Raw genomic sequence first — 23,817 nt, forward strand, 5'->3', positions numbered from 1 at the left:
ACTGTTCGACCATGAGCACTGCCACCCTCGGTGCTCTCGCCGCGCACTTCGGCCGCGACGTGGAGCGCGGTGTGTCCAAGGCCGTCGGCATCGTCGAAGCAGCCGCGCGCGATGGCGTCGACCTGCTCGTCTTCCCGGACGCCACCCTGGGCGGCTACCTCGGCGACCTGCGCAATCCCGACCCCGACGAGCTGCCTCCGGCGCTGGATCCCGACGGACCCGAACTGGCCGCGATCATTGCCGCCGCAGGCGACACCACGGTTTGTATCGGTTACACCGAGGCCGGCGGCGACAAGCATTTCAACACGGCGGTGTGCGTGTCCGGGGACGGGATTCTCGGCTCGCACCGAAAGGTTCACCAGCCCGCCGGTGAGTCCCTGGCCTACGCGGCCGGTGACGAGTTCCGTGCCTTCGACACCCCGGTCGGCCGGATCGGCATGCTCATCGACTACGACAAGACGTTCCCGGAATCGGCCCGCACCCTCGCCCTCGACGGCGCGCGGATCATCGCCGCCCTGTCCGCGTGGCCGGCGAGCGTGACCGACCGCGCCGCCCGGCTCCCCGCCGACCGCCAGTCACGACTGTTCGACCTGTACGACTGCGCCCGCGCCGCGGAGAACCAGGTGTTCGTGGTCTCGTCGAACCAGACCGGCGTGATGGGCTCGCTGCGGTTCCTCGGACAGGCCAAGGTCGTCGGTCCCGGCGGCGACATCCTCGCCACCACACGGTCGAAGGGTGGACTGGCCGGCGTCACCGTCGACGTCGACGCGGAGATCGACCGTGCCCGCCGCGTGCTGAGCCACCTCGCCGAACTGCGCCCGGACACCTACCGCAGCGTGAGACCTCAGGCCGGGTCGATCGCGGACCTATCATGACCGGTGTGGACTCCCCCTCACTCCGCGTCGCGCTGCTGACCTACTCCACCAAACCCCGTGGCGGCGTGGTCCACACGCTGAACCTGGCCGAGGCGATGGCGCGACTCGGCGTCGACGTGACGGTCTGGTCGCTGGCCCGCGGCGGTGACGACGGATTCTTCCGCGCGGTGGATCCGGCGGTGTCGCTGCGGCTCGTGCCGTTCGCCGACCGGGAGAACGAGACGATCACCGACCGCATCGTGCGGTCCATCGACACCCTGCGCGACGCCTTCGACGCGAGCGCCTACGACATCGTGCACGCCCAGGACTGCATCAGCGCGAACGCCGTTGGGACGTGTATCCGCACGATCCATCACCTCGATCAATTCACGACGCCGATCCTCGTCGAATGCCATGAGAAGGCCGTCGTGAATCCGTATGCGCGGATCTGTGTGTCGCGGGCGGTCGCCGACGAGGTTGAGCACGGCTGGGGGCTGACACCGGACGTGATCCCCAATGGGGTTGCGTACGAACGGTTTGCCAATGCGGCGTCGGATGTATCGGAAGCTATCGAGGCGCGCGCCCGGTGGACTGGCAAGCTCGGCGAGTACGTGCTGGCTGTCGGCGGGATCGAACCGCGCAAGGGCAGCATCGACCTGCTCAACGCATATGCGATGCTTCGTGAACGGCATCCGGAGCTGTCGCTCGTCTTCGCCGGCGGGGAGACGCTGTTCGACTATCGGGACTACCGAGCTGACTTCGACCGTCGCCGGGCCCAACTGGACGTCGAACCGATCGTCCTCGGCAATGTGCCCGACGACGAGCTGCCGTCGCTGGTCGCGGCCAGTCGGGTGTTCGCGTTCCCATCGGTCAAGGAAGGGTTCGGGCTGGCCGCGATGGAGGCGCTGTCCGCGGGGCGACCGGTGGTGACGCGTGAGCTGCCCATTCTCCGGGAGGTGTTCGGCGACACGGTTTCCTACGCGTCGACGGTGCCCGAACTCGCCGATGCGCTGGCGGACGCGCTCACGCCCGACCCGACACGCGTCGACGCCGGCCGGTCGTTGGCCGCGTCGTTGACGTGGGAGGACGCGGCGCGTCGTCATCTCGAGTTCTACGCCCGGCATCCGATGCCCACGCGCACATGACCCATCCGCGCGCGGCGGAGCGCGCCGGGATTCTCGCCGTCATGCTGACGGCTTTTCTGTGGGGCACGTCGGGAACGGTCGCGGCCTTGGCTCCCGCACTGAGCGCGGTCACGATCGGTGCCGTCGCGATGTCGGGCGGCGGATTGCTGCAGGGTGCCGTCAACGCTCGCGCGGTGCGTGCCGGGTGGCCGTCGTTGGTGCAGCGGTGGCCGACGGTGCTGGCGGGCGGCGTGTGCGTGGCGATCTACCCGCTGTGCTTCTACGGCTCGATGCGGATCGGTGGCGTGGCGCTGGGCACCGTGGTGTCGCTGGCGTCGGCGCCGTTGTTCTCGGCGGTGATCGAACGGGTGGCGGAGGGTCGGGCGTTGACGACGCGGTGGTGCGTCGCGTGCGCCCTGGGCATCGCCGGCAGTGTTGCGCTGGCCTTGTCGCGCAGCGAGTCGTCGCATGGTGACTCGGTCACCGGCAGCACCGCGTCGGCCTGGGGTGTCGTACTCGGGCTGGGCGCGGGCGCGACCTATGCGGGGTTCTCGTGGGCGATGCGACGCCTGATGAACCAGGGACTCGCCCGCGGGGCGTCGGCCGGTGGCGTCATGGGACTGGGCGGGGTGCTGTTGCTGCCGGTGGTCGCGGTATGCGTGCCGTCGGTGATCGATCACCCGGAAAGCCTTGGCGTCCTCGCCTATTTGATCGTCGTGCCTCAGTTCCTCGGTTACGTGCTGTTCAGCCGCGGGCTGGGACGGATCGACAGTTCGACCGCCACCACCATCACCCTCATCGAACCGGCGGTCGCCACGGTGCTGGCGGTCGTCGTGCTGTCGGAATCGATCACCGCGATCGGCTGGGCGGGCATCGCGGTGCTGGCGGTGGCGCTCGTCCTGTTGATGGCTCCCGCTCGGCGTCGGAGATCGGTTAGCGTCGAGCGGAGACGTACGCACAACGGCACCCCCGCCGTGGATGAGGAGGACATGCATGAAGCAGTTCCGAGAGGCCGTCGAAGCACGTGACGCGCAGGCGATGCAGGATCTGCTCGCCGACGACGTCGTGTTCACCAGCCCGGTCGCGTTCAAGCCGTACCCGGGCAAGGCGATCACCTCGGCGATCCTGCGGGGCGTGCTGCGCGTCTTCACCGACTTCCGCTACGTCCGGGAGATCAACGACGAGGGCGGTCGGGATTCGGCGCTGGTCTTCGAGGCCACCGTCAACGGCAAGGCCGTCACCGGCTGCGACTTCATCCACGTCAACGACGACGGCAAGATCGACGACTTCATGGTGATGGTCCGGCCGCTGTCGGGTGCGCAGGCCCTCGCCGAGGCCATGGGTGCACAGTTCGATCAGATCGCGGCCGAAGCAGCCGCCGAGACAACGGGCGGTGCCAACGCATGAAACTCGGACTGCAACTGGGCTATTGGGCCGCGCAGCCGCCGGCCGGTCACGCCGACCTCGTGACCGCCGCCGAACAGGCCGGCTTCGACTCGATCTTCACCGCCGAGGCGTGGGGGTCCGACGCCTACACGCCGCTTGCCTGGCTCGGGTCGTCGACGAGCCGCGTACGGCTGGGCACCTCGGTGCTGCAGCTCTCGGCCCGTACGCCGACCGCCTGTGCGATGGCGGCGCTGACGCTCGACCACCTGTCCGGTGGCCGGCACATCGTCGGACTCGGAGTGTCCGGGCCGCAGGTCGTCGAGGGGTGGTACGGGCAGAAGTTCGCCAAACCGCTCGGCCGCACGCGCGAGTACATCGACATCATGCGTCAGGTGTGGGCGCGGGAGGCGCCGGTCACCAGCGCCGGACCGCACTATCCCCTGCCGTACAACGGCGAGGGCGCGTCGGGACTGGGTAAGCCGCTCAAGCCGATCACGCATCCGCTGCGTGCCGACATCCCGGTCATGCTCGGCGCCGAGGGACCCAAGAACGTCGCGCTCGCAGCCGAGATCGCCGACGGTTGGCTGCCGCTGTTCTACACACCGCGCATGGCCGACACCTACAACGCCTGGCTCGACGAAGGGTTCGCGAAACCGGGCGCGCGACACAGCCGCGAGGACTTCGAGATCATCGCGACCGCACAGATCGTCATCACCGACGATCGCGCCGCGACCTACGACGCCATCAAACCGTTCCTCGCCCTGTACATGGGCGGAATGGGCAGCGAGGACACCAACTTCCACGCCGAGGTGTACCGCCGCATGGGGTACTCCGACGTCGTCGACGAGGTGACCAAGCTGTTCCGTTCGAATCGCAAAGAGGAAGCGGCGCAGATCATTCCCGACGCCGTCGTCGAGGACTCGGCGATCGTCGGCGACGTCGATTACGTCCGCGAGCAGATCAAGGTGTGGGAAGCGTCCGGCGTCACCACGATGCTGGTCTCCCCGCGCACCATCGAGGAGATCGATCAGCTCGCCGGCCTCATCAGCTGATGCTGTCCCCCGCCCGGTTCACGATCATCGACGACGTCGTCGCGTTCCCGACGCCCGTCGCGGAGACGTTCGACTATCTCACCGACCCGAGCAATCGGCCTGCGTGGCAGTCGAGTCTGCGTCGAATCGACGACCTGCAGGTCATCGGCGACCGGGCGGGTGACGTCGGCACCAGCTGGACCGACGTCACCGTCGTGCCCGGGGTGGCACCGCGTTTGGAGGTGACCGACTGCGAACCGCACCGGCTGTGGCGCGAGGTCGGCGGGTGGCGGAGCGTCGACGCGGTGCTGACGCTGGGCTTCGAGGAACGGGGTGACGGTGGGACGGATGTCCACGCCGAGGCGACGCTGACGGTACCCGCCATCGGGGTGCCGGTGCTGGCGGTGAACCGGTGGCCGGCGGCGACAGCGATCCGTGCCGACCTGGCCCGCGCGGCCCGGATTCTGGGCGGTGGCGGCGCTCGGTGAGGCATGCTTGCTCGGGTAGCGTGACCAGGGTGAACATGAAGAATGCGACGCTCGCGCTCGGCGCGGCCCTCGTCCTCACGGTGGCCGGCTGTAGCTCCGACTCCGATTCCGATTCCGGCACAACCGAAGCCACCGGTACCGCCGCAGCAGGCAACACCGACACCGGTTCGGCACCCACCAGCTGCCCCACCGCGTCGGCCAAGGACGGCGCCGAGCCGCAGTGGACGCTGAAGGGCGCCACCGGCGAGATGGAGATGGTCGCCGCCACCCAGAACGAGGCGCCGAAGATCACCGTCCAGTCGCCGTTCAGCGTCGATCAGACCGTGGTCGAAACCCTCGTCGAGGGCGACGGACCCGTCGTCGCCGAGACCGCCTCGGTCACGGTCTGCTACGTCGGCGTCAACGGCCGCAACGGCGAGGAATTCGACAGCGCCTACCAGAGCGGCACCCCCGTCGACTTCCCGCTCAACGGCGTCATTCCGGGCTTCAGCAAGGCGATCGCCGGGCAGAAGGTCGGTTCCAAGGTCGGTGTCGCGATGACGTCGGCCGACGGTTACGCCCAGGGCCAGCCGAGCGCAGGCATCGAACCCGGCGACACCCTCATCTTCGAGATCGGGATTCTCGCGGCTTCGTAGGGGTCCAGAACGAAACACGAAGGGCTGGTGACCGTTTGGTCACCAGCCCTTCGTGGCTCGTCGCTATCGCTCCTCGCACCTCAGGGATCGAGTGGTGGCGTCGACCGCTCCTCGCACACCTCAGGGAGCGAGTGGTGGCGTCGACCGCTCCTCGCACCTCAGGGATCGAGTAGTGCGTCGACCGCATCTTCCGACTGCCGAACCTCAACTCGACCGGCAGACGTCGATCGAAGTCTGCAGGTCGGGGTTGAAGTCGACCGGCTTGCGGAGCCTCGTGCTGGACGGAAGAACTCGCTCGTTACAGCGCGCGGTGCCGGATGTCGATCGGGAGACCGTCGGCCGGGGTCGGGCCGGTGCCGTAGGTGAGCTCGGGCTTGTAACCGGCCGGGACGGTCCACTCGAAGCGCTGCAGCATCTGGTGGAGGATCGACTTCACTTCCATGCCACCGAAGTACAGGCCGATGCACTTGTGGGCGCCGCCACCGAAGGGGGCCCACGCGAAGCGATGAACCTTGTCCTCGCGACGCTCCGCCGAGAAGCGCTCGGGGTCGAAGTGGGTGGGGTTCGGCCACCATTCCTTGCGGAGCATGGTCGCCCACGGGTGGATGGCCAGCAGGGTGCCCTTCGGGATGTGGTGGCCGCAGATCTCGGTGTCCTCGATCGCCATGCGGAACAGCATGCCGACGGGGGCGTTGAGGCGCAGCGTCTCCTTGAAGGCGAGCTCCATGCTGGGGAGCTTGTCGATGTCGTCGTAGTCGATGGTCGGCTTGTTGAGGGCCAGCGACTCCTCGCGCAGGCGTTGCTGCCACTCGGGGTGACGACCCAGGAAGTAGGTCAGCATCGACAGCGCGATGGTGGACGTGTCGTGTGCGGCCATCATCACGAAGATCATGTGGTTGACGATGTCCTCGTCGGTGAAGGTCTCACCCTCGTCGCTCTCGCTGTTGCAGAGGACGCTGAACAGGTCGTCGGCGTCGTTGCCGCGACGCAGCGGGATCTCGGAACGGAAATACTCCTGCAGGACCTCGCGGCCGCGGAGTCCCTGCGCCCAGGTCCAGTTGCCGACGTCCTTGCGGATCATGGCCTGCCCGCCGCGGACCGCGGCCTCGAAGGCCTTCTCGAGGCGGTGCGCCTCCGCTTCGCTCACATGCGCACCCATGAAGACCTCGGTGGCGAGCGAGAGGGTCAGGTCCTTGGTGTTGGAGTACATGTGGAAGCCCTTGCCCACCTCCCAGTTGGCGAGGGTCTTCTCGATGTGCGGGGTCATGATGTCCAGGTAGCCGTTCAGGCGGGGCCGGCTGAAGGCCTGCTGCATGATGCGGCGGTGCTGCATGTGCTCGTCGAAGTCCATGAGCATGACGCCCCGGCGGAAGAACGGGCCGATCATCGGCTCCCAGCCGAGCTCACTGGAGAACGCCTTGTTGCGGTTCATCCAGACGGCCTCGATGGCGTCGGGGCCGACGAGGGTCACCATGTTCATGCCGAGGGCACCCGACCAGGACACCTGGCCGTACCTCTCGAAGCGGTCCATCGCCGACTGCAGCGGGTCTGCGAGGGCTTGCAGGGTGTTGCCCAGGTACGGGATACCGGGATCGCCCATCACCGGCTTGAGGCCGGAACCCGCAGGTGGATCGGCCAGCGGACGCTCTTTGCTCGGGTACAGGCTGCTCAGCTTGCCGAGCGCGGTCTGCATCTGCTTCTTCCGACTGGCCATGAACTCGTCACTCCCCATTGATCCGATGTGCGTTACATCACTATGCACCATTGGAACGGATTTTGTCGATTGTTTCTTGAGGCGTGTGTCGGGAGGTGGAGGTGGCTCAGCCCGCCTCGTTCTGGGCGGATTCGACGGCCACCGGCGACGCGAGCCGCGGCGCGAGCACGCCGAACGAGATGATGACGGCCAGACCCCAGATCAGGTACGCCGACCCGGCGATGTGCTGCCACCAGGCCCACGACAGCTCGGCGTCGTAGCGCTGCGGCAGGTGTTGATGCGGGGCAAACGCGAAGATGACCAGTCCGGTGCCGACCAGCCACCCCCAGATCTGCGACGCGCCGGGGCGTACGGCCAACGCGATCAGCACCATCAGCAGCGGCACGATCCAGACCCAGCTGTGGTCCCACGCGACCGGCGAACAGTACAGCCACGCGAAGGCGACGGTCAGCACGGCGGCGACCTCGATCGTCTCGTCGCGACCTGACGGACTGGCCGCCGAGGCGGACAGCAGACGCCATGTCGACCATGCGATGAGCAGCCCGATGACGAGGGCCACGCCGAACCAGACGAGTTCCGACTCGATGCCGAGTCGGGCCACCTCCCCCTTGGCCGACTGGTTGTTGGCGAACTGCGGACTCCCGATGCGCTCGGTGTCGAACAGGGTGGACGTCCAGTAGGTGACCGAGTCGTCGGCCGCCAGCAGGAACCCGACGCCGGCGTAGGCGACGGCCGACACGGCGCCGACGATGAGCGCACGCCAGTCTCGTCGAAGGAGGAACAGCAGCAGGAAGACCGCCGGGGTGAGTTTGATCGAGATCGCCAGACCGACCAGCAGCCCACGCCACCACCGTCCGCGACCCAGCAGGGCGTCGACGATGACGAGCGCCATCAGGACGATGTTGATCTGACCGAAGTTCAGGGTGTCGCGGACCGGTTCGAGCCACAGGCCAACGCTGGTCGCGGCGGTCGCGAGCCACCACAGGTCCGTCGATGGGCGATCGGTCAGGAGTGCGACGACGATCCGGCAGACCAGTAGCAGACAACCGATGGTGACCGCGGTGAACAGTCCCTGCCCCAGCCCCAGCGGGACGAAGGTGAACACGGAGAACAGCGCGGCGGCCAGCGGCGGGTAGGTGAACGGCAGATACGAGCCGCCGCCGAGCGTCGGCAGCGTGCCGTAGAGGTCGCCGTCGTCGAGGAAGACGCGGCCGCCCATGCGGTAGACGTCGAAGTCGATGCGGTAGGGCGCGGGCGGATGGTTCGGGAGGACGAAGATCGCGACCGCCGCGCTCACGAGGAAGACGACAAGCGTCAACCGGCGCGCCCATGCCGAACGGAGATAGCGATCGATCACCGACCGGGGAATGTCCACAACTGTCACGAGCCCTCTCTTCCGAGCGGGATCGTATCGCGGCGGACGGGAGTATCAGCGGGGGCGGCGGTGACCCCGCTGAGGACTCATGTGCTGGGCCTCAGGCCGCGCCGGATTCCTCAGCGGTTTCCGACGTGGCGTCGTCGGGATAGCCGTCGAGCATGATCGTCGCGATCGCGCCCAACGCTTCCTCCCACGCCGCGGTCATCGCCGGCCTCCACGACTCGCCGCCGATCTCGCTCATGGCGGCGATCATGCACTCGGCGACCGCGCTGTACATCGGCCTGGTGACGCCGAGGCTCGCATGCCGCTTGCCGAGGGCGTGCAGGTTGGTGGTGAGCCAGTCCGCGTCCTCGAGATGGTCGAGCACCGAGACGACGGCGGTGCGCAGCATCTCGGCCTGAACGCGGGTGTCCCGCTGGAACATCGGTTTCACGCCGGGATAGCGCTCGAAGAGGATGTCGTAGAACCGGACGGTGAGACCGGAATCGGGTAGATCGACGAGGGCCAGGCTTTCTTCCAAGAGTTGTTTGTCCATGCGCAGACCCTGCCGCCGCGTCGTTGCGGCTGGGCTGTGGTGCCGCAAGCTCGAGGTAACGGTGATCTCACACGCGGGGATCAGGTGTGTGAGATGTTTCGCGGGTTCGCGGTCAGGTGGAGCTCGCAGTAGGCTCCACGTTCAGGTGCATCGGAACCCGTCGCCTTCGCGCTACGGACCGTCGAACTTCCGATGGCTATCGTAAATTCTGTATTGCGCGCAGATGTGCTGCGCGTCCCCGTCCACGTCGACGCATTCGAATACGGCTGCTGCCGAACGCCTCCCCGCGTCGGGGAAACGTTGACCGGGCAGCTGTCCGCGTATCCGGCTCCGAACGGTCGGGCCGTTGCCACTCATTGGGATCGTGTCCGTGATGTCGTCGTCGGTGAGGCCGTCGCTCGGTGGGACCCGGCACACGGAGATCCGCTCGGCCGACCGATCGCGATGTCACTGTCGTGGCACGACAACTCCCCGGCAGGTGTCGAGGCGACCGGGGTGGTCTCTTCGGCACATCAGCTCTTCTTTAAGCCCGTTCCCAGCCCTGAGCGGCCACGCGTCGAGCTCCGACAGCTCGTGACTGCGGTCGAGAGATTCCCCGCCGATCTGATCCAGGACGACGGGACCGTGCTGGTTCCCGGCGGAGTAGAGGTTGTTCTCGACGAGTTGGTACTGGTCGAGCCGACCGCGGCGGACGCGGCTGAAGCCCGAGCCGCGACAGATCTACGACGCCGGACGCTCACACTCATGGGGCCGGCCATATGTATGGGGACGGTCGTCCCCTACGAGGGTGAGCATATTCAGGTCGACCTCGACGATGACCGGCTCAGGATCTCGGGGTCGACTTCCGCACCGACCGGGACGGTCACCGGAATCGTGCGACGGCTGGGCCGGCCCGAGTCGGCCGGAACATTCTCGATGGTCGTGCCGGTGTCGGCGCCAGCGGGCACCCCGACCCTGGGCGTGGTCGGCGACCTCCAGGTGGTCGTTGTCGTCGACCCCACCGACTGAAGGAGGCATTAACCCGGGCTCGAAGAACTCACCACTCGTGTCCGTGATCCGTCACGAATGTGACTGGTGTAACTCAGTTCCGGCGTACGGTCGACCACACGGAAGATCCCGCTGGTTCAGCGGCCCCTCCAAATCCCGAACTGTGGAAAAGCCTCGCACTCGAACGTATGTTCGGGTACTGTGGAGTCATGCCGGAGCTCACCCCACTCTTCGACCAGAAGGGCCAGGGCAGCCGGCGGGCAGTTCTTGTCAGACCACCGATGTAGAACTGACCACACACGATTATTCATGACAGAGCAGTAGTCAACGACGGTTTCACACCACCGCACGTATACCTCAGAAGAGGGATGGCTGCCATCATGATCGACACTGAGACCACTGCGCTCACCACTTCACTCGACGCGGTCCTCGACCGACTCGCCGAGATCACCCCACCCACTGACGATTCCACCGGCCGTCTGACGTACGAACAGTTGGAATGTTGGCGATTGATCCGCAACCTGGCTGATCACCAGATCGCGACGCATGCAGCACAACTCGACGATCTCGGCGTCGCGGCCAAAACGGGTTCGACCACCAAGAAGCTGCTGGTCGAGATGGGGTTCCCGCCCGCAGCAGCCACCCGCGCCACACGGATCGCCGAGGCTCTCGGCACACTGAGCAAGGTCGAGGCCTGCGCCGCTGACGGTCGACTCTCCGGCGAAATTGTCGACGCCATCGTCCGCGGCGTCGCTGTGATCGAGAAACGCTGCCCCACAGCACTATCCGACGACAACCGCATCATCCATCAAACCGAACTGCTCACCCAGGCCCTCTCCGGTGCCACACCCACAGACATACAGAGGTGCGCACAGACGATCGGCAATACCCTCGCCGACGACCAGGACTGTAACCCTGCCTGCGACGACCGCACTCTCAACACCCTGTCTCACCACCTCACCGACGACTCCCGCGTCGACATCCGCGCGAACATCAACCAGGCAGTCGGGGAGAAATTCATCGCGATGATCGACGAGCGCTCCATACCTCGTCCCGAACCCGACGGCGCCGCCGACCGACGCTCCGCCGATCAACGACGCGCCGACGCCCTCGAAACACTTTTGGATCAAGCCGCCGTCGGAGCCGCCATGGACACCATCGGCACACCGCGAACCCAAACATTGCTGACCATTCCCGCCGACGGCGACGACCCCGCCCACCTGCCCTGGACGGGGCCGGTCACCAACGCCACCGCCAAACAACTCTCATGCGATGGCACCCTGACCGAGATCATCATCGACGGCGAGACCGTGCCCCTTCAAATGGGACACGAAAGGCGCCTGTTCCCACCACATCTGCGCAAAGCGATCATCCTCCGCGACCAGACCTGCATCAAATGCGGTGCACCGCCCTCACACACCCAGGTCCACCACATCCTGCACTGGTCCGACGACGGGAACACCGACCTCGACAACGGCTGCCTGCTCTGCCAACGCTGCCACACCCAGGTCCACCACCACGGCTGGGACATCGTGATGGGGTTCGACCGGCATCCGTGGCTGGTCCCACCCGTCGAGATCGATCCGCAGCGTCGACCCCGCCCTGCCCACAACCGCCGCACCATGCGTCTCGACGACGCCGCATGACAACAGCTTTCGCGTAGCACCTTTCGCATCCGGCGATTGAGCACCGAGCCGGGACCGCAGTCGTTCTTTGACAAGTCCACAGTGTGAAAAGCGAGCCGACGGATTCCGTCCTGCTCAGCAGAGATGCTGAGCAGGACGGAACACCGGGCACCGTCAGGCCCCGACGTACTCAGCCAGGTGTTGGCCCGTCAACGTCGACCGGTCAGCAACGATGTCGGCCGGGGTTCCCTCGAAGACGATCCGACCGCCGTCGTGGCCGGCGCCGGGTCCGAGGTCGATGATCCAGTCCGCGTGCGCCATCACCGCCTGGTGATGCTCGATGACGATCACCGATTTGCCCGAGTCGACGAGCCGGTCGAGCAGCCCGAGGAGCTGTTCGACGTCGGCGAGGTGCAGGCCGGTCGTGGGTTCGTCGAGGATGTAGACGTCGCCCTTCTCCCCCATGTGCGTCGCCAGCTTCAGACGCTGTCGCTCGCCACCCGACAGGGTCGTCAACGGCTGGCCGACCTTGATGTAGCCCAGACCGACATCGACCATGCGATGAAGAATCTTGTGCGCTGCAGGCAGTTTCGCGTCACCGTCGGCGAAGAAGGCCTCGGCCTGCGCTACGGACATCTCGAGGACTTCGCTGATGTTGCGCCCACCGAGGGTGTATTCGAGCACCTCCGCCTGAAAACGCCTGCCCTCACACACCTCGCAGGGGGCCGCAACCCCGGCCATCATCGCGAGGTCGGAGTACACGACGCCGGCACCGTTGCAGTTCGGGCAGGCGCCCTCCGAGTTGGCGCTGAACAGAGCGGGTTTGACCCCGTTGGCCTTGGCGAAGGCCTTGCGGATCGGTTCGAGTAGTCCGGTGTAGGTGGCCGGGTTTGAGCGTCGGGAACCCTTGATCGCGGTCTGATCGATCGAGACCACGCCCTCGGCGTTGGCGACCGACGAGTTGATCAACGAGGACTTGCCCGAACCGGCGACACCGGTGAGCACGACGAGGACGCCCAGCGGGATGTCGACGTCGACGTTCCGCAGGTTGTGCATGTTCGCGCCGCGGACCTCGAAAGCGCCACTGGGAGTGCGGACCTCGGGTTTGACCGAGGCACGGTCGTCGAGGTGACGACCGGTGAGGGTGTCGGCCGAGCGGAGTTCCTCGACCGTGCCCTCGAACACGATCTCGCCGCCGTCGGTGCCGGCTCGCGGACCGAGGTCGACGACACGGTCGGCGATGGCGATGACCTCGGGCTTGTGTTCGACGACCAGCACCGTGTTGCCCTTGTCCCGCAGGGCACGGAGCAGGTCGTTCATCCGCTGGATGTCGTGCGGGTGCAAGCCGATCGACGGCTCGTCGAATACGTAGGTGACGTCGGTGAGCGACGATCCGAGGTGCCGGATCAGCTTGGTGCGCTGGGCTTCACCGCCCGACAGCGTGCCGGCCGGCCGGTCGAGGGACAAGTAGCCGAGACCGATGTCGACGAAGGCGTCGAGATGTTCGCGCAGCGATTTGATCAGCGGCGCGGCCGACGGCTCGTCGAGTTCGGCGACCCATTGCGCCAGATCGCTGATCTGCATCGCGCAGGCGTCGGCGATGGAGATGCCCTTGATCTTCGACGAACGGGCCTCCGCGGTCAGACGTGTGCCCTCGCAGTCCGGACAGGTCTGGAACGTGATGGCGCGGTCGACGAAGGCGCGGATGTGCGGCTGCATCGCCTCACGGTCCTTGCTCAGCATCGACTTCTGGATCTTCGGGATCAGGCCCTCGAAGGTGATGTTGATGCCCTCGACCTTGATCTTGGTCGGCTCCTTGTAGAGCAGATCGTTGAGTTGCTTCTTGGTGTACTTGGCGATCGGCTTGTCCGGGTCGAAGAAGCCGCAACCGCGGTAGATCCGCCCGTACCAACCGTCCATCGAGTAACCGGGGATCGTCAGTGCGCCCTCGTTGAGCGACTTCGACGCGTCGTAGAGCGCGGTGAGGTCGAAGTCGGAGACGTCGCCACGGCCCTCACACCGCGGACACATGCCGCCGGTGATCGAGAAGCTGCGGCGCTCCTTGACCTTCTGGCCGCCCTTCTCGACGGTGACCGCACCCGCACCGCTGATCGACGCCACATTGAAGGAGAACGCCTGCGGGGAACCGATGTGCGGCTTACCCAGACGGCTGAACAGGATTCGGAGCATCGCGTTCGCATCGGTGGCGGTGCCGACCGTCGACCGCACGTTGGCGCCCATGCGTTCCTGATCGACGATGATCGCCGTCGTGAGTCCTTCGAGGACGTCGACGTCGGGGCGGGCCATCGACGGCATGAAGCCCTGGACGAACGAACTGTACGTTTCGTTGATCAGCCGCTGGGATTCGGCGGCGATCGTGCTGAAGACCAGTGAACTCTTTCCCGAACCCGACACGCCGGTGAACACGGTCAGCCGACGTTTGGGCAGCTCGACGTCGACGTTCTTGAGGTTGTTCTCGCGGGCCCCGTGCACCCGGATGCGGTCGTGGGTGTCGGCGGGATGGGGGTCGTACTCTTCGACCGGGGCGGATCGGGGCGTCGACTTCGTGCGCGCGGCTGGGCTCATCGTGTCTCCATCGCGGCGGCGCATGCCGGTGCGCAGCCATCATCGTGTTCGGGCAGTATTTCCGGTGTCGTATCGGTATGACTGGATCCAACCAGGAGAGTCATCGGCGATTCGACGACTCCCCCGGCCAGGGCTTCAGGTGGCGGCAATCGACCGGCGCCGCACACGATTCACGCGACCTGGTCGATACGGATCAGATTGCCGGCGGGGTCGCGCACCGCGGCGTCGCGGACACCGTAGGGCTGGTCCATCGGCTCCTGGATGATGTCGACGCCACTGGCCTGCAGCTTCTCGAACAGTCCGTCGAGGTCCTCGGTCGCGAGGGTGAGCGCGCCGTAACTGCCCTTGGCGATCAGTTCGAGGATCGTCTGACGTTCGGCGTCGGTGATGCCCGGGTCCGCGGCCGGCGGATGCAGCACGATCGAGGTGCCGGGCTGATTCGGCGGTCCGACCGTCAGCCAGCGCATGCCCTCGTAGCCGACGTCCTTGCGGACCTCGAAGCCGAGAAGGTCGCGGTAGAAGCCGAGCGCGGCCTCGCCATCGGTGTGCGGAAGAAAGGTGTACTGGATGGTGATGTTCATGGAAGTCAGGCTAGGCACCCTCACCCCCGCTGCGCTTCTCGATTCCTGATCGGTCTCGTGATGTTCTTGGCCAGACACGCGGGGATCCCGTCGGTGGCATCGGCGGACTGCTCGCGGTAGACCGTCGGCGGCACCCCGACCAGTTCGGTGAACCGTGTGCTGAAGGTGCCGAGCGATGAGCAGCCCACCTCGAAACAGACCTCGGTGACGCTGAGATCGCCACGACGCAACAGAGTCATCGCTCGTTCGATGCGACGTGTCATGAGATACGAGTACGGCGACTCCCCGTAGGTCTGACGGAACTTGCGGCTCAGGTGCCCAGCCGACATGTTCACGCCCCGAGCCAGTGCCTCGACGTCGAGCGGCTGGGCATACTCGCGGTCGATCCGGTCGCGGACCCGGCGGAGCAAGGTCAGGTCACGCAGTCGCTGGTCGGAATCGGAGCGGGCCACGGGTTGATCGTAGGCGTCGGATTCGGAACGTGGGTCAGCCGCGGAGAAGTGCGGCCATGTCCCCGCTGATCGCTTGCAGCCGTTCGGCGGCGCGGGCGTGCGGGATCTCGCGGTCCGCGCACGCGAGGACGACCTCGAGGTAGCACTTCAGTTTCGGTTCGGTGCCCGACGGCCGCACGATGACCCGATCGTCGGCGGCGGTACGCAGGACGAGTGCGTCGGTCGGCGGAAGGTCGGCGGAACCCGGCGCGAGGTCGAGGATCTCGAGGACCTCGGAACCGGCCAGTGTGTCGATCCTCGTGGTGCGCAACCGGTCCATCATGTGGCCGATCTCGCCGAGGTCATCGACGCGGATCGTCAGCGGGGCGGTCGCGTGGAGGCCGTGGCGTCGGGCGAGGTCATCGAGGAGGTCGACGAGTGTGCGGCCGTCTGCGGCGAGTTCTTCGACGAGGCTGATGACGCGGACCATCGCCGAGATCCCGTCCTTGTCGCGCACCGCCTCCGGGTCGGTGCAGTACCCGATGGCCTCCTCATAGCCGAATCGCAGATCCGGTGTCCGGGCAATCCATTTGAAACCGGTGAGGGTCGAAGCGAACCGCAGACCGTGATGGGCGGCGATCTTCCCCAGCAGCCGGCTCGACACGACCGAGCAGGCGAGAGTGTCGCCGCTGCGGTCGTCGTCACGGGCGGCCTGTTCCCCCAGCAGCCAACCGATCTCGTCGCCGGTGAGCTGGCGCCAGTCGTCGTCGGTGGGGGTGGCGACCGAGCAGCGGTCGGCGTCTGGGTCCAGGGCGATGACGACGTGTGCGCCGACGTCGCGGGCCAGCTCGAGGGCGCGGTCGAGGGCTCCGGGTTCCTCCGGGTTCGGGAAGGCGACGGTCGGGAAACCGGGGTCGGGCGCGAACTGCTCGTCGACGACGTGGATGTCGTCGACGCCGGCGGCACGCAGCACCGCGAGAGCGGTCGCACCGCCGACCCCGTGCATGGGCGTCAGGACGACGCGCACCGAGCTGGGTTCGGTGCCGGGTCGAAGTCCGGCGGTTCGGGCGATGTAGGCGTCGGTGGTGGCATCGTCGAGGGCCACGACAGCGGCGGCGTCGCGGGCGATCTCGTCGGCCGGTGGCGCGGCGTCGATGAAGGCGGCGATCGATTCGTCGGCAGGCGGGACGATCTGGACACCACACCCGGCAGGGTCGGTCGCGCGTCCGCCGAGATACACCTTGTAGCCATTGTCCGCGGGCGGATTATGCGACGCGGTGATCATCACTCCGGCATCGCAGTCGAGGGCGCGGGTCGCGTACGCGGTCACCGGTGTCGGCAGCTGACGAGGGAGCGTCAACACCGTGAGGCCCTGTGCGGCAAGGACTTCGGCGGTGGCCTCGAGGAAGGCGTCGGAACCGTGCCTCGCATCGCACCCGACGACGACGCGCGCGTCGGGTCCGACGGTGTCGATGAGGTGGCGACCGAGGCCGTATGTGGCGCGGGTGACCACCGCGACGTTCATGCGCGTCTCCCCCGCCCCGACCTCGCCGCGCAGGCCGGCCGTACCGAAGGTGAGTGGGCCGCGGAATCGGTGGTGGAGATCGGCGGCGGCCGCAGCATCTCCGGAGTCCGCCGCGTCGATGAGGCGGGTGAGTTCGCCACGGGTCACCGGATCCGGGTCGTGGTCTCGCCAGGTACGCGCGGTCTCGATCACCCGCGCGACGCTATCAGTCAGCGGATGCGACGCTGACATTCGACGCGGTCACCGAGAGACACCTTCGCCCCGCGCTGGATCTGGGTGTCCATCCCGATGAGGGTGATCTTCTCGGTGGGCACCGGCCGGGTTCGAGGATGGCCGCCGATCGTCGCCTTCGGCCCCACCCGGACACGTTCGTCGAGGATCGACCACGCGACGGTCGCCCCGGCGCCGATCACGGTGTCACTGAAGATGATCGAGTCGACGACGGTGGCACCCTTCTCGACGACCACACCGGGCCCGAGGACGCTACGTCGTACGGTTCCGCACACGTGGGCGCCGCTGCTGACGAGGCTGTCCTCGACAACCGCACCGGCTTCGATGCGGGCCGCGGTACGTTGCGGCTGGTTCGTCAGAACCGGTCGCTCGGCGCGGAAGACGTCGATCTTGCCGTCGATCAGATCTCGGTGTGCCTGCAGGTAGGTCTCGGGCCGGCCGGCGTCGATCCAGTACCCCGACATCGCGTGCGCCACCGTCTTTCCGCGTTCGACGAACCACGGCACGAGGTGTTCGCCGAAGTCGCCGAGGCCGGTGTCGTCCTTCGCCGAACCCACCGTCGTCTCGCGCGCCAGACCTTCCAGTCCTTCGATGAGCACCTGCGGGTCGTAGATGAAGATCTCGGTGGCGATCGTGCGCGTCGTCGCACGGTCTGGCTTGTAGCGGAACTCGCGGACAGTACCGTCGCGGCGGGAGGTGACCGTAGCGTGCTGGGATGCCTCCTCCAGCGAACAGGTCGTGGTGACGATGGTGCATTCGGCGCCACGGCTGCGATGGGTGTCGAGGGCGTCGCGGAAGTCGAAATCGTAGACGTGGTCGGCGCTCATGACGATCACCTCGGCCGGGCCGTGTCGGGCGATCCGGTCGCGGATCCGGTACAGCAGGTCGGCGTTGCCGGTGGCGAAGCCGTCCTCGGTCTCCGGGGCATCGGTCTGCTCAGGCATGACGATCCGCAGTCCGCCGCTGGTGCGGTCGAGATCCCAGGGGCGTCCGCCGGCGACCAACTGGGTCAGCGTCTCCGCCTCGTACTGGACACACAGCCAGACGTCGTCGACGTGACTGTGATGCAGGTTGGACAGTGGGAAGTCGATGAGTTGATAGTTTCCCGCGAACGGCAGCGCCGGTTTGGCCCGCCGATCGGTCAACACCTCCATTCGGGAACCACGCCCACCGGCTTGCACGATCGCGAGAACATCAGAGTGCCGCATCACCCCAGTGTGCCCGAGAGCTCGGTCTGTACCGGGATGACTGATCGAGCGATGAGAAGGGAGAGCCCGGTGGAACGGACCGATTGCCTGGTGGTGGGCGGCGGCATCGTGGGTCTGGCCGTGGCCCGTGCGGTGGCGGCGACCGGGCGCGAGGTGGTCGTTCTCGAGGCCGCCGACTCGGTCGGCACACAGACGACCTCGCGGAGTTCGGAAGTCATCCACGCAGGTATCTACTATCCCGAGGGCAGCCTGAAGGCGCGGTTGTGCGTGCGGGGACGCAAGCTCCTCACCCGGTACTGCGACGAGCACGGTGTTTCCTGGCGTCGACCGGGCAAGCTGATCGTGGCCGTCGACGACGCCCAGACGGGCCGGCTCGATGTCCTGCTCCGGCACGGACACACGAACGGCGTCGGCGACCTGCGACGGATCGACGGCGTCGAACTCCACGAGCTGGAGCCAGACGTGCAGGGTGTGGCCGCCCTGCTGTCACCGTCGACCGGGATCGTCGACGTCGACGGGGTGGTCGGCGCCCTGCGCCGGGACCTCGAGTCTGCGGGCGGAGCAGTGGCGTTGCGCAGCAGGGTGATCGGCGGGCGCGTCGACAACGGCGGAGTCATCGTCGACACGGCCGAGGGTGGGTCGGCGTCGGCGCGCGTGCTGGTGAACTGTGCCGGACTGGGTGCGTGGGACGTGGCCCGATCGCTGGACGGGTTCGACGGTCCGGTCCCGCCGCGTCACCTGGCGAAGGGCAACTACTTCGGATTGTCCGGTGCACGAGCGCCATTCCAGCACCTGGTGTACCCGGTGCCGGTCGATGGCGGTCTGGGGGTGCACTTCACGATGGACCTCGCCGGCGCGGCACGGTTCGGTCCGGACGTCGAGTGGTTGGACGGTGATTCTGACGCCGGAGATCTCGACTACTCGGTCGACGAGACACGCCTGCCCGACTTCGAGGGATCGATCCGCCGATACTGGCCCGGATTACCCTCCGGCGCACTCGCTCCCGCGTACGCCGGCATCCGACCCAAGACCAGCGGCCCCGGCGAGGCGGCCGCGGATTTCGTCATCGACGGGCCGGCCACGCACGGGCACGCCGGGCTGGTCAATCTGTTCGGCATCGAGTCGCCCGGGATCACGTCGTGCCTGGCAATCGGCGAGTATGTGGTCGGGTTGATGGGCGGCGAGGCCCGGTGAGCGCTCACGATTTCCGTACGCGCTCACGATTTCCGGGTGAGCGGGAACGGAACCCGTGATCGCGACCGCCGGAGCTACGTGGCGTATTTGTAAGCGGCGCTCTGCTTCTCGCGTTTCTTCATGGCCTGGATCGCGTCGTGGTGGCGACGGGCGTGGTAGGCCAGCGGGAAGTAGATCGCACGCTCGGGCAGGGTGCGGTAGGCGAACCGCAGGCGGCGGTGGATCTTCTCGAGGTGGCGCTGCTCCTCGTCGGTCCAGGTCAGGCCGAGGATCTCGCGCACGCGCGGATCCATGACGCCCACGGTCGTGAGGTAGTTGAAGTCCTGAAACGGGACCGACGCGGTGACGGCGACCTTCTTGACGGCCGGGCGCAGCGCCTTGGGCACCGCCTTCGGCACCGGCGGGGCGGCACGCATCTGCTCGATGAGTTCGATGGCGACCGGGTGGCGGACCAGCTTGTTCTCGATGAAGTCGTCGAAGTACTCGTCGAACTCCTCGAGGGTCTCCGGGTAGCCCTTCATCGGGACCTGGACGATCTTGGCGATGCGACGGTTGTCGCGCAGCAGTTCCTTGCGCTCTTCGAGGGTGAACTCACGCCCGAGGACGAGCGGCGCGGCGGTGGTCATGGTCGGGAACGCGGTCGCGATGACCCACGCGTAGGCCTCCGGGTTGAGCGCGCTGATGTGCTTGCCCTCGGCGTTGCGCATCTGCAGCGGTTGGTGCAGCTTCCGGAGGCGGTGCCCCTCGGCGATGGCTTCCTGTCCGCCGTAGGTCCAGCGCAGCACCGAGTCGGCGGACCGGATCGCCCGCCCCACCGGGTCCGTGCGGAACACCGAATACTTGCCGACGACGTCGCCGATCACCGGGTGCATCACCTGCATCACGAACGCCGCACCGTTGATCGGCAGGAACGTGTAGAGACCGGTGAGCTGCGCGGTGAGCGAGTCGGGTGGGATCAGCTCGATCTCGTCGTCGCGGTGGTTGATCAGGCGGTCGGTGTCCTCGAGTGCGGCGGCCGCCTGCTCGTCGTGTACCGCGGTCATGGTGCCCCCAACGTGGTTTTCGAAAGCTATTTCGACAACATTCGTAGTCAGATTACCGTAGGGGGCGTCGAAAACCCAGGTTTCGACGCTCAGACAGGGCCGATGATGACCGTGCGGGTGCCGAGGGCGCGCTCTCGCACGGTGAAGATGCGGGTGCCCTTCTTGCGGCCGGTGCGGATCTCGCTGAGATCCAGGCCGCCCGAGCGCAGACGCGCGTGGGTCGCCTCGACGTCGGTGGACCGCCAGGCGACACCCCACAGCGAGGTCGCGGCGGCGGTGGGCGGCTCGGTCGAGGTCACCGCGGTCACAACCTCGACGATGAGGTCGCCGGCACGGAAGAACAGCTGCCGGGCGTTGTCGCCGATCGGCTGATCGAGCCGGAAATCCAGGCCGAAGACGCCACCGAACAGCGCGACCGCCCGATCGCGGTTGTCGCAGTTGAAGACAAGGTGGTCCATCCCGGTCACGTCGACGGCGTGTGCCGACTCCCCCACGGCTTCGCGGGCGGTGATCCCGAGCGGGGTCGTCTCCCCGATCACCCCGAGCGGTGACTCGACGACCGGGAAGCCGCGTCGGGTCAGCAGCCGGTGCATCGGCGCGACATCGTCGACCGTGAAGTACACGCGGTGGCCGGCGTCCGCGTCACCCTCCTCGACGAGTCCCTGACGCAACCGGAGCTCGGTGTTACCGAGAACCACTCCCGGCGAATCGGGATCGGGCGCCCCGGAGAGACCGAGAAGGATCTCGTGAGCACGGGCGGCGAGAGCAGGATCGGCACAGGCGAGTTCGACGATCGCGGTCGGGAACGGATTCGGCGGGATCACCGCTTCTTCTTACCCTTTCGCCTGCGAGGTGCCGGTGGGGCGGGCCGGTACGTCAGCTGCGCCGAGCTGGTGATGTGCCAGGCGCCGCACGTGCACTCGTAGTAGCGGAGAGACAGGGTGCCCAGTGCTCGCCGCTTGATGCGGTCGATGCCGTCGAGCGCATCGGCCGGCGACGAGAAGGGAAGCTTGTCCGGCGTCGGACACTCGGCCGTCTCGATCCGACGTTCCGATCGTGCCGCGGGGCGTCGGTGCATCAGCTCGTGAAACGCCGTCCGTGCCTCGATCTCGCGGTAGAACGATTCGAGATCGTCGTCGGAGAAGGGCACGGCCCGATTATCCCCTCACCGCGGATCGACGGCAGAACGCGCCCGGTGCGCGACTAGCGGGCCATCCACAGACGACGGCGGATGACCTCACGCATGCGTCGCAACTCGGCGGCGCTCAGAGCCTCCGGCGGATCGGCGTCGACGATCCGGTTGAGCTCGGCGAAGAAGTCTCGATCAGACAGCCCGAACTCCTCGATGATCTGCTTCGACGACCCGCCGCCCAGCGGGTACCAGTACTTCTCGAACTGGATCATCTGCTGCTGCCTGTCGTTCATTCCACCTCCAAATGTGCTGTTGCGACGTCGCGTCGGGACGGAAGCCCGGCGGAGCGAAAGTATGGGATCGTGCGTGACGCACATCACCGCCGTCGTCCTTTCTACACCTGTCGTCCGACGGTTGGGAGGACGAGACCCAGGGTGATTCGAATGTGTCTCAGAACGTTCACCGGAAGGTCATGAATTCCCGGCAAACCCCACTCGGGGAGACGTCAGGCGTTCACCGAGGACTGGGTCTCGGTACGCCGCGAGTCGCGTCGGTTCGCGCGGATGCTGCTCGCCAGCGAGGCCCCGATGAACGCCACTCCGACGAGGCCGGTGACGACCTCGTCGATGTGATACTCCACGCCCAGCAGCAGGATGACGGCGAGCGCGCCGATCGCCCAGTGCGCCCCGTGCTCGAGGTACCGGTACTCCCCCAGCGTGCCCTTGCGCACGAGGTAGATCGTGATGGACCGGACGAACATCGCGCCGATGAAGCCGAGGCCGAGAGCGATGATGATCGGATCCGAGGTGATCGCGAATGCGCCGATCACGCCGTCGAAGGAGAACGACGCGTCGAGCACCTCGAGGTAGAGGAAGAGGAAGAACGCAGCCTTGCCGGTCGCCTTGGTCGCAGGGGTCGGGCCCGGTTCGTCGTGGCCCGGCCCGTCGGACATGAACAGCGAACTGAGTCCGTCGACGGTGATGTAGGTGACCATGCCGAGGATTCCGGCGATCAGGACCGTGGCCCGGATGTCGTCGGCAGCGAGGAACTCGCCGCAGAGCACGAGGGCGATCGACGCGAGCACGACCGGTAACTGGTCGAGCTTGCCGATCTTGGCCAGCGGACTTTCGAGCCACGTCAGCCAGGTGCGCTCCCGTTCGGTCAGCACGAAGTTGAGGAACAACAGCAACAGGAACATCCCGCCGAACGCGGCGATCTGCGGATGCGCGTCGGTCAGGATCGTCTCGTAGCTGGGTTGGCCGTCGGCGAAGTAGGCCTGCCCCTCCGGCGGAGGGTTGGTGGCCAGCCGCAGCGCCTCGGCCGGGTTCAACCCGCCGGTGATCCAGACGATGAGCAGCGGGAAGAGCAGGCGCATACCGAACACGGCGATCAGCACACCCACGGTCAGGAACATGCGCTGCCAGAACGCGGACATCCGCTCGAGGATCGTCGCGTTGATGACGGCGTTGTCGAAGGACAACGACACCTCGAGCACGCCGAGGATCGCGCACAACGCGAGCCCGGTCCAGCCCAGGTAGAGATACGCGATGGCCAGCGCCACCACCGAGACGACGGCGGACAGGCCGAAGATGCGGGCGATCACCGTAGCTTCTCGGCTTCCTTCGCGAGTTCGAGCAGAGTGTCGGTCAGCTCGGCCAGGACGTCGTGGTCGGCACGTTCGGCGACCGCGGTGCCGAGGTCCTCGGCAGCGCACCGCAGAGCGAACATGCGGTCGCCGAAGTCGGCGGCCTCGGCGGCCGACAGGATCACGGCGTCGGCGGGAATGGAGGTGCCCTCGAGCAGCGTTCTCTGTTCGTAGGCGCGTTGCCTGCACGAACGCTTGCAGTATTTGCGCCGCCGGCCGAGTTCGGAGTCGACCATCATCGACCCGCACCACGCACAGTTGTACGGGCGACGCCGGTGATGGGAGACCTGTTCCACATCGGAGACCGTACCCCGATGGGACGCCCGGAAACCGGGGTGGCACGTCGGGCGGCCGCCTCGGGTCAACACGGGTCGTCGGCGGGTGGCGAACCGCCATCGACATTGCGCGTAGAATGTTCCTGTTGACGACTCAGTTGGCTGCGTTCGAAGGTGAACGCCGCGTGAACACAGCTGATAGATCCGGC

24 protein-coding genes are annotated in these 23,817 nt (G+C 66.9%); 10 read left to right on the forward strand and 14 right to left on the reverse strand.

Annotated elements, in window-relative coordinates; all coding sequences use genetic code 11:
- The first annotated feature begins 11 nt into the window (after positions 1–11).
- The 7 genes from RVF83_RS18495 to RVF83_RS18525 are packed head-to-tail and all read left to right on the forward strand — an operon-like array spanning position 12 to position 5,518.
- Positions 12–875, forward strand: coding sequence for a carbon-nitrogen hydrolase family protein (locus RVF83_RS18495; RefSeq protein WP_005195012.1), 864 nt, complete (start codon positions 12–14; stop codon positions 873–875).
- Positions 872–1,999 carry an MSMEG_0565 family glycosyltransferase gene (locus RVF83_RS18500; RefSeq protein WP_039879922.1) on the forward strand — a complete coding sequence of 376 codons (1,128 nt, stop codon included), beginning with the start codon at positions 872–874 and terminating at the stop codon, positions 1,997–1,999. Before RVF83_RS18495 ends, RVF83_RS18500 begins: the two co-directional genes overlap by 4 nt.
- Complete coding sequence (locus RVF83_RS18505) at positions 1,996–3,006, forward strand: DMT family transporter (protein ID WP_005195007.1); 1,011 nt, start codon at positions 1,996–1,998, stop codon at positions 3,004–3,006. The genes RVF83_RS18500 and RVF83_RS18505 overlap by 4 nt, the downstream gene beginning before the upstream one ends.
- The gene (locus RVF83_RS18510; protein WP_005195005.1) at positions 2,972–3,385 is read left to right on the forward strand and encodes a nuclear transport factor 2 family protein; all 414 of its coding nucleotides are present in this window, start codon (positions 2,972–2,974) and stop codon (positions 3,383–3,385) included. The genes RVF83_RS18505 and RVF83_RS18510 overlap by 35 nt, the downstream gene beginning before the upstream one ends.
- Positions 3,382–4,416, forward strand: coding sequence for an LLM class F420-dependent oxidoreductase (locus RVF83_RS18515; RefSeq protein WP_005195003.1), 1,035 nt, complete (start codon positions 3,382–3,384; stop codon positions 4,414–4,416). The genes RVF83_RS18510 and RVF83_RS18515 overlap by 4 nt, the downstream gene beginning before the upstream one ends.
- Positions 4,416–4,883, forward strand: coding sequence for an SRPBCC family protein (locus RVF83_RS18520; protein WP_005195001.1), 468 nt, complete (start codon positions 4,416–4,418; stop codon positions 4,881–4,883). Before RVF83_RS18515 ends, RVF83_RS18520 begins: the two co-directional genes overlap by 1 nt.
- A gap of 35 nt (positions 4,884–4,918) precedes the next feature.
- On the forward strand, positions 4,919–5,518 hold the full coding sequence (locus RVF83_RS18525) for an FKBP-type peptidyl-prolyl cis-trans isomerase (RefSeq protein ID WP_005195000.1): 600 nt from the start codon (positions 4,919–4,921) through the stop codon (positions 5,516–5,518).
- 298 nt (positions 5,519–5,816) lie between these two features.
- Here the strand turns inward: RVF83_RS18525 and RVF83_RS18530 are convergent, their stop codons facing one another.
- The 3 genes from RVF83_RS18530 to RVF83_RS18540 form a co-directional block, all read right to left on the reverse strand.
- Complete coding sequence (locus tag RVF83_RS18530; protein ID WP_174351871.1) at positions 5,817–7,232, reverse strand: cytochrome P450; 1,416 nt, start codon at positions 7,230–7,232, stop codon at positions 5,817–5,819.
- 106 nt (positions 7,233–7,338) lie between these two features.
- Positions 7,339–8,616: a glycosyltransferase 87 family protein gene (locus RVF83_RS18535; protein WP_005194998.1), complete on the reverse strand. Its 1,278-nt coding sequence runs from the start codon at positions 8,614–8,616 to the stop codon at positions 7,339–7,341.
- Positions 8,617–8,707: 91 nt separating this feature from the next.
- Positions 8,708–9,145, reverse strand: a complete 438-nt coding sequence (locus tag RVF83_RS18540) for a globin domain-containing protein (protein ID WP_005194997.1) — start codon at positions 9,143–9,145, stop codon at positions 8,708–8,710.
- 192 nt (positions 9,146–9,337) lie between these two features.
- Here RVF83_RS18540 and RVF83_RS18545 point away from each other — a divergent pair, with 192 nt between their 5' ends.
- Together RVF83_RS18545 and RVF83_RS18550 are read left to right on the forward strand one after the other, a co-directional pair.
- Positions 9,338–10,153: a hypothetical protein gene (locus tag RVF83_RS18545; protein ID WP_247602307.1), complete on the forward strand. Its 816-nt coding sequence runs from the start codon at positions 9,338–9,340 to the stop codon at positions 10,151–10,153.
- Positions 10,154–10,500: 347 nt separating this feature from the next.
- Entirely contained in the window at positions 10,501–11,778 is a 1,278-nt protein-coding gene (locus RVF83_RS18550; protein ID WP_005194994.1) for an HNH endonuclease, read from the forward strand.
- Positions 11,779–11,931: 153 nt separating this feature from the next.
- Here RVF83_RS18550 and RVF83_RS18555 read toward each other — a convergent pair whose 3' ends face one another.
- The 5 genes from RVF83_RS18555 to RVF83_RS18575 all read right to left on the reverse strand — a co-directional run bounded on the left by RVF83_RS18555 (position 11,932) and on the right by RVF83_RS18575 (position 18,319).
- The gene (locus RVF83_RS18555) at positions 11,932–14,343 is read right to left on the reverse strand and encodes an ATP-binding cassette domain-containing protein (RefSeq protein WP_168432565.1); all 2,412 of its coding nucleotides are present in this window, start codon (positions 14,341–14,343) and stop codon (positions 11,932–11,934) included.
- A gap of 170 nt (positions 14,344–14,513) precedes the next feature.
- The gene (locus RVF83_RS18560; protein ID WP_005199977.1) at positions 14,514–14,924 is read right to left on the reverse strand and encodes a VOC family protein; all 411 of its coding nucleotides are present in this window, start codon (positions 14,922–14,924) and stop codon (positions 14,514–14,516) included.
- A gap of 20 nt (positions 14,925–14,944) precedes the next feature.
- Positions 14,945–15,376 (reverse strand): helix-turn-helix transcriptional regulator, encoded by a 432-nt coding sequence (locus RVF83_RS18565; protein ID WP_005199978.1) that lies wholly within the window; start codon positions 15,374–15,376, stop codon positions 14,945–14,947.
- A 34-nt stretch (positions 15,377–15,410) separates the two neighbouring features.
- Positions 15,411–17,111 (reverse strand): phospho-sugar mutase, encoded by a 1,701-nt coding sequence (locus tag RVF83_RS18570; protein WP_051989340.1) that lies wholly within the window; start codon positions 17,109–17,111, stop codon positions 15,411–15,413.
- The gene (locus tag RVF83_RS18575; RefSeq protein ID WP_005199980.1) at positions 17,090–18,319 is read right to left on the reverse strand and encodes a glucose-1-phosphate adenylyltransferase family protein; all 1,230 of its coding nucleotides are present in this window, start codon (positions 18,317–18,319) and stop codon (positions 17,090–17,092) included. The genes RVF83_RS18570 and RVF83_RS18575 overlap by 22 nt, the downstream gene beginning before the upstream one ends.
- A 69-nt stretch (positions 18,320–18,388) precedes the next feature.
- On the opposite strand from RVF83_RS18575, the gene RVF83_RS18580 reads away from it, so the two are divergent.
- Positions 18,389–19,513, forward strand: coding sequence for an NAD(P)/FAD-dependent oxidoreductase (locus tag RVF83_RS18580; protein WP_005199981.1), 1,125 nt, complete (start codon positions 18,389–18,391; stop codon positions 19,511–19,513).
- A gap of 74 nt (positions 19,514–19,587) precedes the next feature.
- On the opposite strand, the gene RVF83_RS18585 is transcribed toward RVF83_RS18580, so the two are convergent.
- The 6 genes from RVF83_RS18585 to RVF83_RS18610 form a co-directional block, all read right to left on the reverse strand.
- Positions 19,588–20,556, reverse strand: a complete 969-nt coding sequence (locus RVF83_RS18585) for an oxygenase MpaB family protein (protein ID WP_005199982.1) — start codon at positions 20,554–20,556, stop codon at positions 19,588–19,590.
- A gap of 89 nt (positions 20,557–20,645) precedes the next feature.
- Positions 20,646–21,380, reverse strand: a complete 735-nt coding sequence (locus RVF83_RS18590; protein ID WP_005199983.1) for a VOC family protein — start codon at positions 21,378–21,380, stop codon at positions 20,646–20,648.
- On the reverse strand, positions 21,377–21,706 hold the full coding sequence (locus tag RVF83_RS18595) for a hypothetical protein (RefSeq protein WP_005199984.1): 330 nt from the start codon (positions 21,704–21,706) through the stop codon (positions 21,377–21,379). Before RVF83_RS18595 ends, RVF83_RS18590 begins: the two co-directional genes overlap by 4 nt.
- Before the next feature lie 53 nt (positions 21,707–21,759).
- Positions 21,760–21,981: a DUF3263 domain-containing protein gene (locus tag RVF83_RS18600; RefSeq protein WP_005199985.1), complete on the reverse strand. Its 222-nt coding sequence runs from the start codon at positions 21,979–21,981 to the stop codon at positions 21,760–21,762.
- A gap of 212 nt (positions 21,982–22,193) precedes the next feature.
- Positions 22,194–23,291 (reverse strand): DUF475 domain-containing protein, encoded by a 1,098-nt coding sequence (locus RVF83_RS18605; protein WP_005199986.1) that lies wholly within the window; start codon positions 23,289–23,291, stop codon positions 22,194–22,196.
- Positions 23,288–23,572 (reverse strand): hypothetical protein, encoded by a 285-nt coding sequence (locus RVF83_RS18610; protein ID WP_005199987.1) that lies wholly within the window; start codon positions 23,570–23,572, stop codon positions 23,288–23,290. Before RVF83_RS18610 ends, RVF83_RS18605 begins: the two co-directional genes overlap by 4 nt.
- Positions 23,573–23,817: the final 245 nt, after the last annotated feature.

Origin of the sequence: Gordonia rubripertincta, from assembly GCF_038024875.1 — a bacterium.
Lineage (GTDB): Bacteria > Actinomycetota > Actinomycetes > Mycobacteriales > Mycobacteriaceae > Gordonia > Gordonia rubripertincta.

Coding starts and splice junctions, on each gene's coding strand:
- RVF83_RS18540 (WP_005194997.1), bottom strand. CDS start 9,145: ATGGACAAACAACTCTTGGAAGAAAGCCTGGCCCTCGTCGATCTACCC.
- RVF83_RS18515 (WP_005195003.1), top strand. CDS start 3,382: ATGAAACTCGGACTGCAACTGGGCTATTGGGCCGCGCAGCCGCCGGCC.
- RVF83_RS18510 (WP_005195005.1), top strand. CDS start 2,972: ATGAAGCAGTTCCGAGAGGCCGTCGAAGCACGTGACGCGCAGGCGATG.
- RVF83_RS18585 (WP_005199982.1), bottom strand. CDS start 20,556: ATGACCGCGGTACACGACGAGCAGGCGGCCGCCGCACTCGAGGACACC.
- RVF83_RS18560 (WP_005199977.1), bottom strand. CDS start 14,924: ATGAACATCACCATCCAGTACACCTTTCTTCCGCACACCGATGGCGAG.
- RVF83_RS18520 (WP_005195001.1), top strand. CDS start 4,416: ATGCTGTCCCCCGCCCGGTTCACGATCATCGACGACGTCGTCGCGTTC.
- RVF83_RS18505 (WP_005195007.1), top strand. CDS start 1,996: ATGACCCATCCGCGCGCGGCGGAGCGCGCCGGGATTCTCGCCGTCATG.
- RVF83_RS18545 (WP_247602307.1), top strand. CDS start 9,338: ATGGCTATCGTAAATTCTGTATTGCGCGCAGATGTGCTGCGCGTCCCC.
- RVF83_RS18600 (WP_005199985.1), bottom strand. CDS start 21,981: ATGAACGACAGGCAGCAGCAGATGATCCAGTTCGAGAAGTACTGGTAC.
- RVF83_RS18525 (WP_005195000.1), top strand. CDS start 4,919: ATGAAGAATGCGACGCTCGCGCTCGGCGCGGCCCTCGTCCTCACGGTG.
- RVF83_RS18550 (WP_005194994.1), top strand. CDS start 10,501: ATGGCTGCCATCATGATCGACACTGAGACCACTGCGCTCACCACTTCA.
- RVF83_RS18530 (WP_174351871.1), bottom strand. CDS start 7,232: ATGGCCAGTCGGAAGAAGCAGATGCAGACCGCGCTCGGCAAGCTGAGC.
- RVF83_RS18575 (WP_005199980.1), bottom strand. CDS start 18,319: ATGCGGCACTCTGATGTTCTCGCGATCGTGCAAGCCGGTGGGCGTGGT.
- RVF83_RS18570 (WP_051989340.1), bottom strand. CDS start 17,111: ATGTCAGCGTCGCATCCGCTGACTGATAGCGTCGCGCGGGTGATCGAG.
- RVF83_RS18610 (WP_005199987.1), bottom strand. CDS start 23,572: ATGATGGTCGACTCCGAACTCGGCCGGCGGCGCAAATACTGCAAGCGT.
- RVF83_RS18495 (WP_005195012.1), top strand. CDS start 12: ATGAGCACTGCCACCCTCGGTGCTCTCGCCGCGCACTTCGGCCGCGAC.
- RVF83_RS18555 (WP_168432565.1), bottom strand. CDS start 14,343: ATGAGCCCAGCCGCGCGCACGAAGTCGACGCCCCGATCCGCCCCGGTC.
- RVF83_RS18500 (WP_039879922.1), top strand. CDS start 872: ATGACCGGTGTGGACTCCCCCTCACTCCGCGTCGCGCTGCTGACCTAC.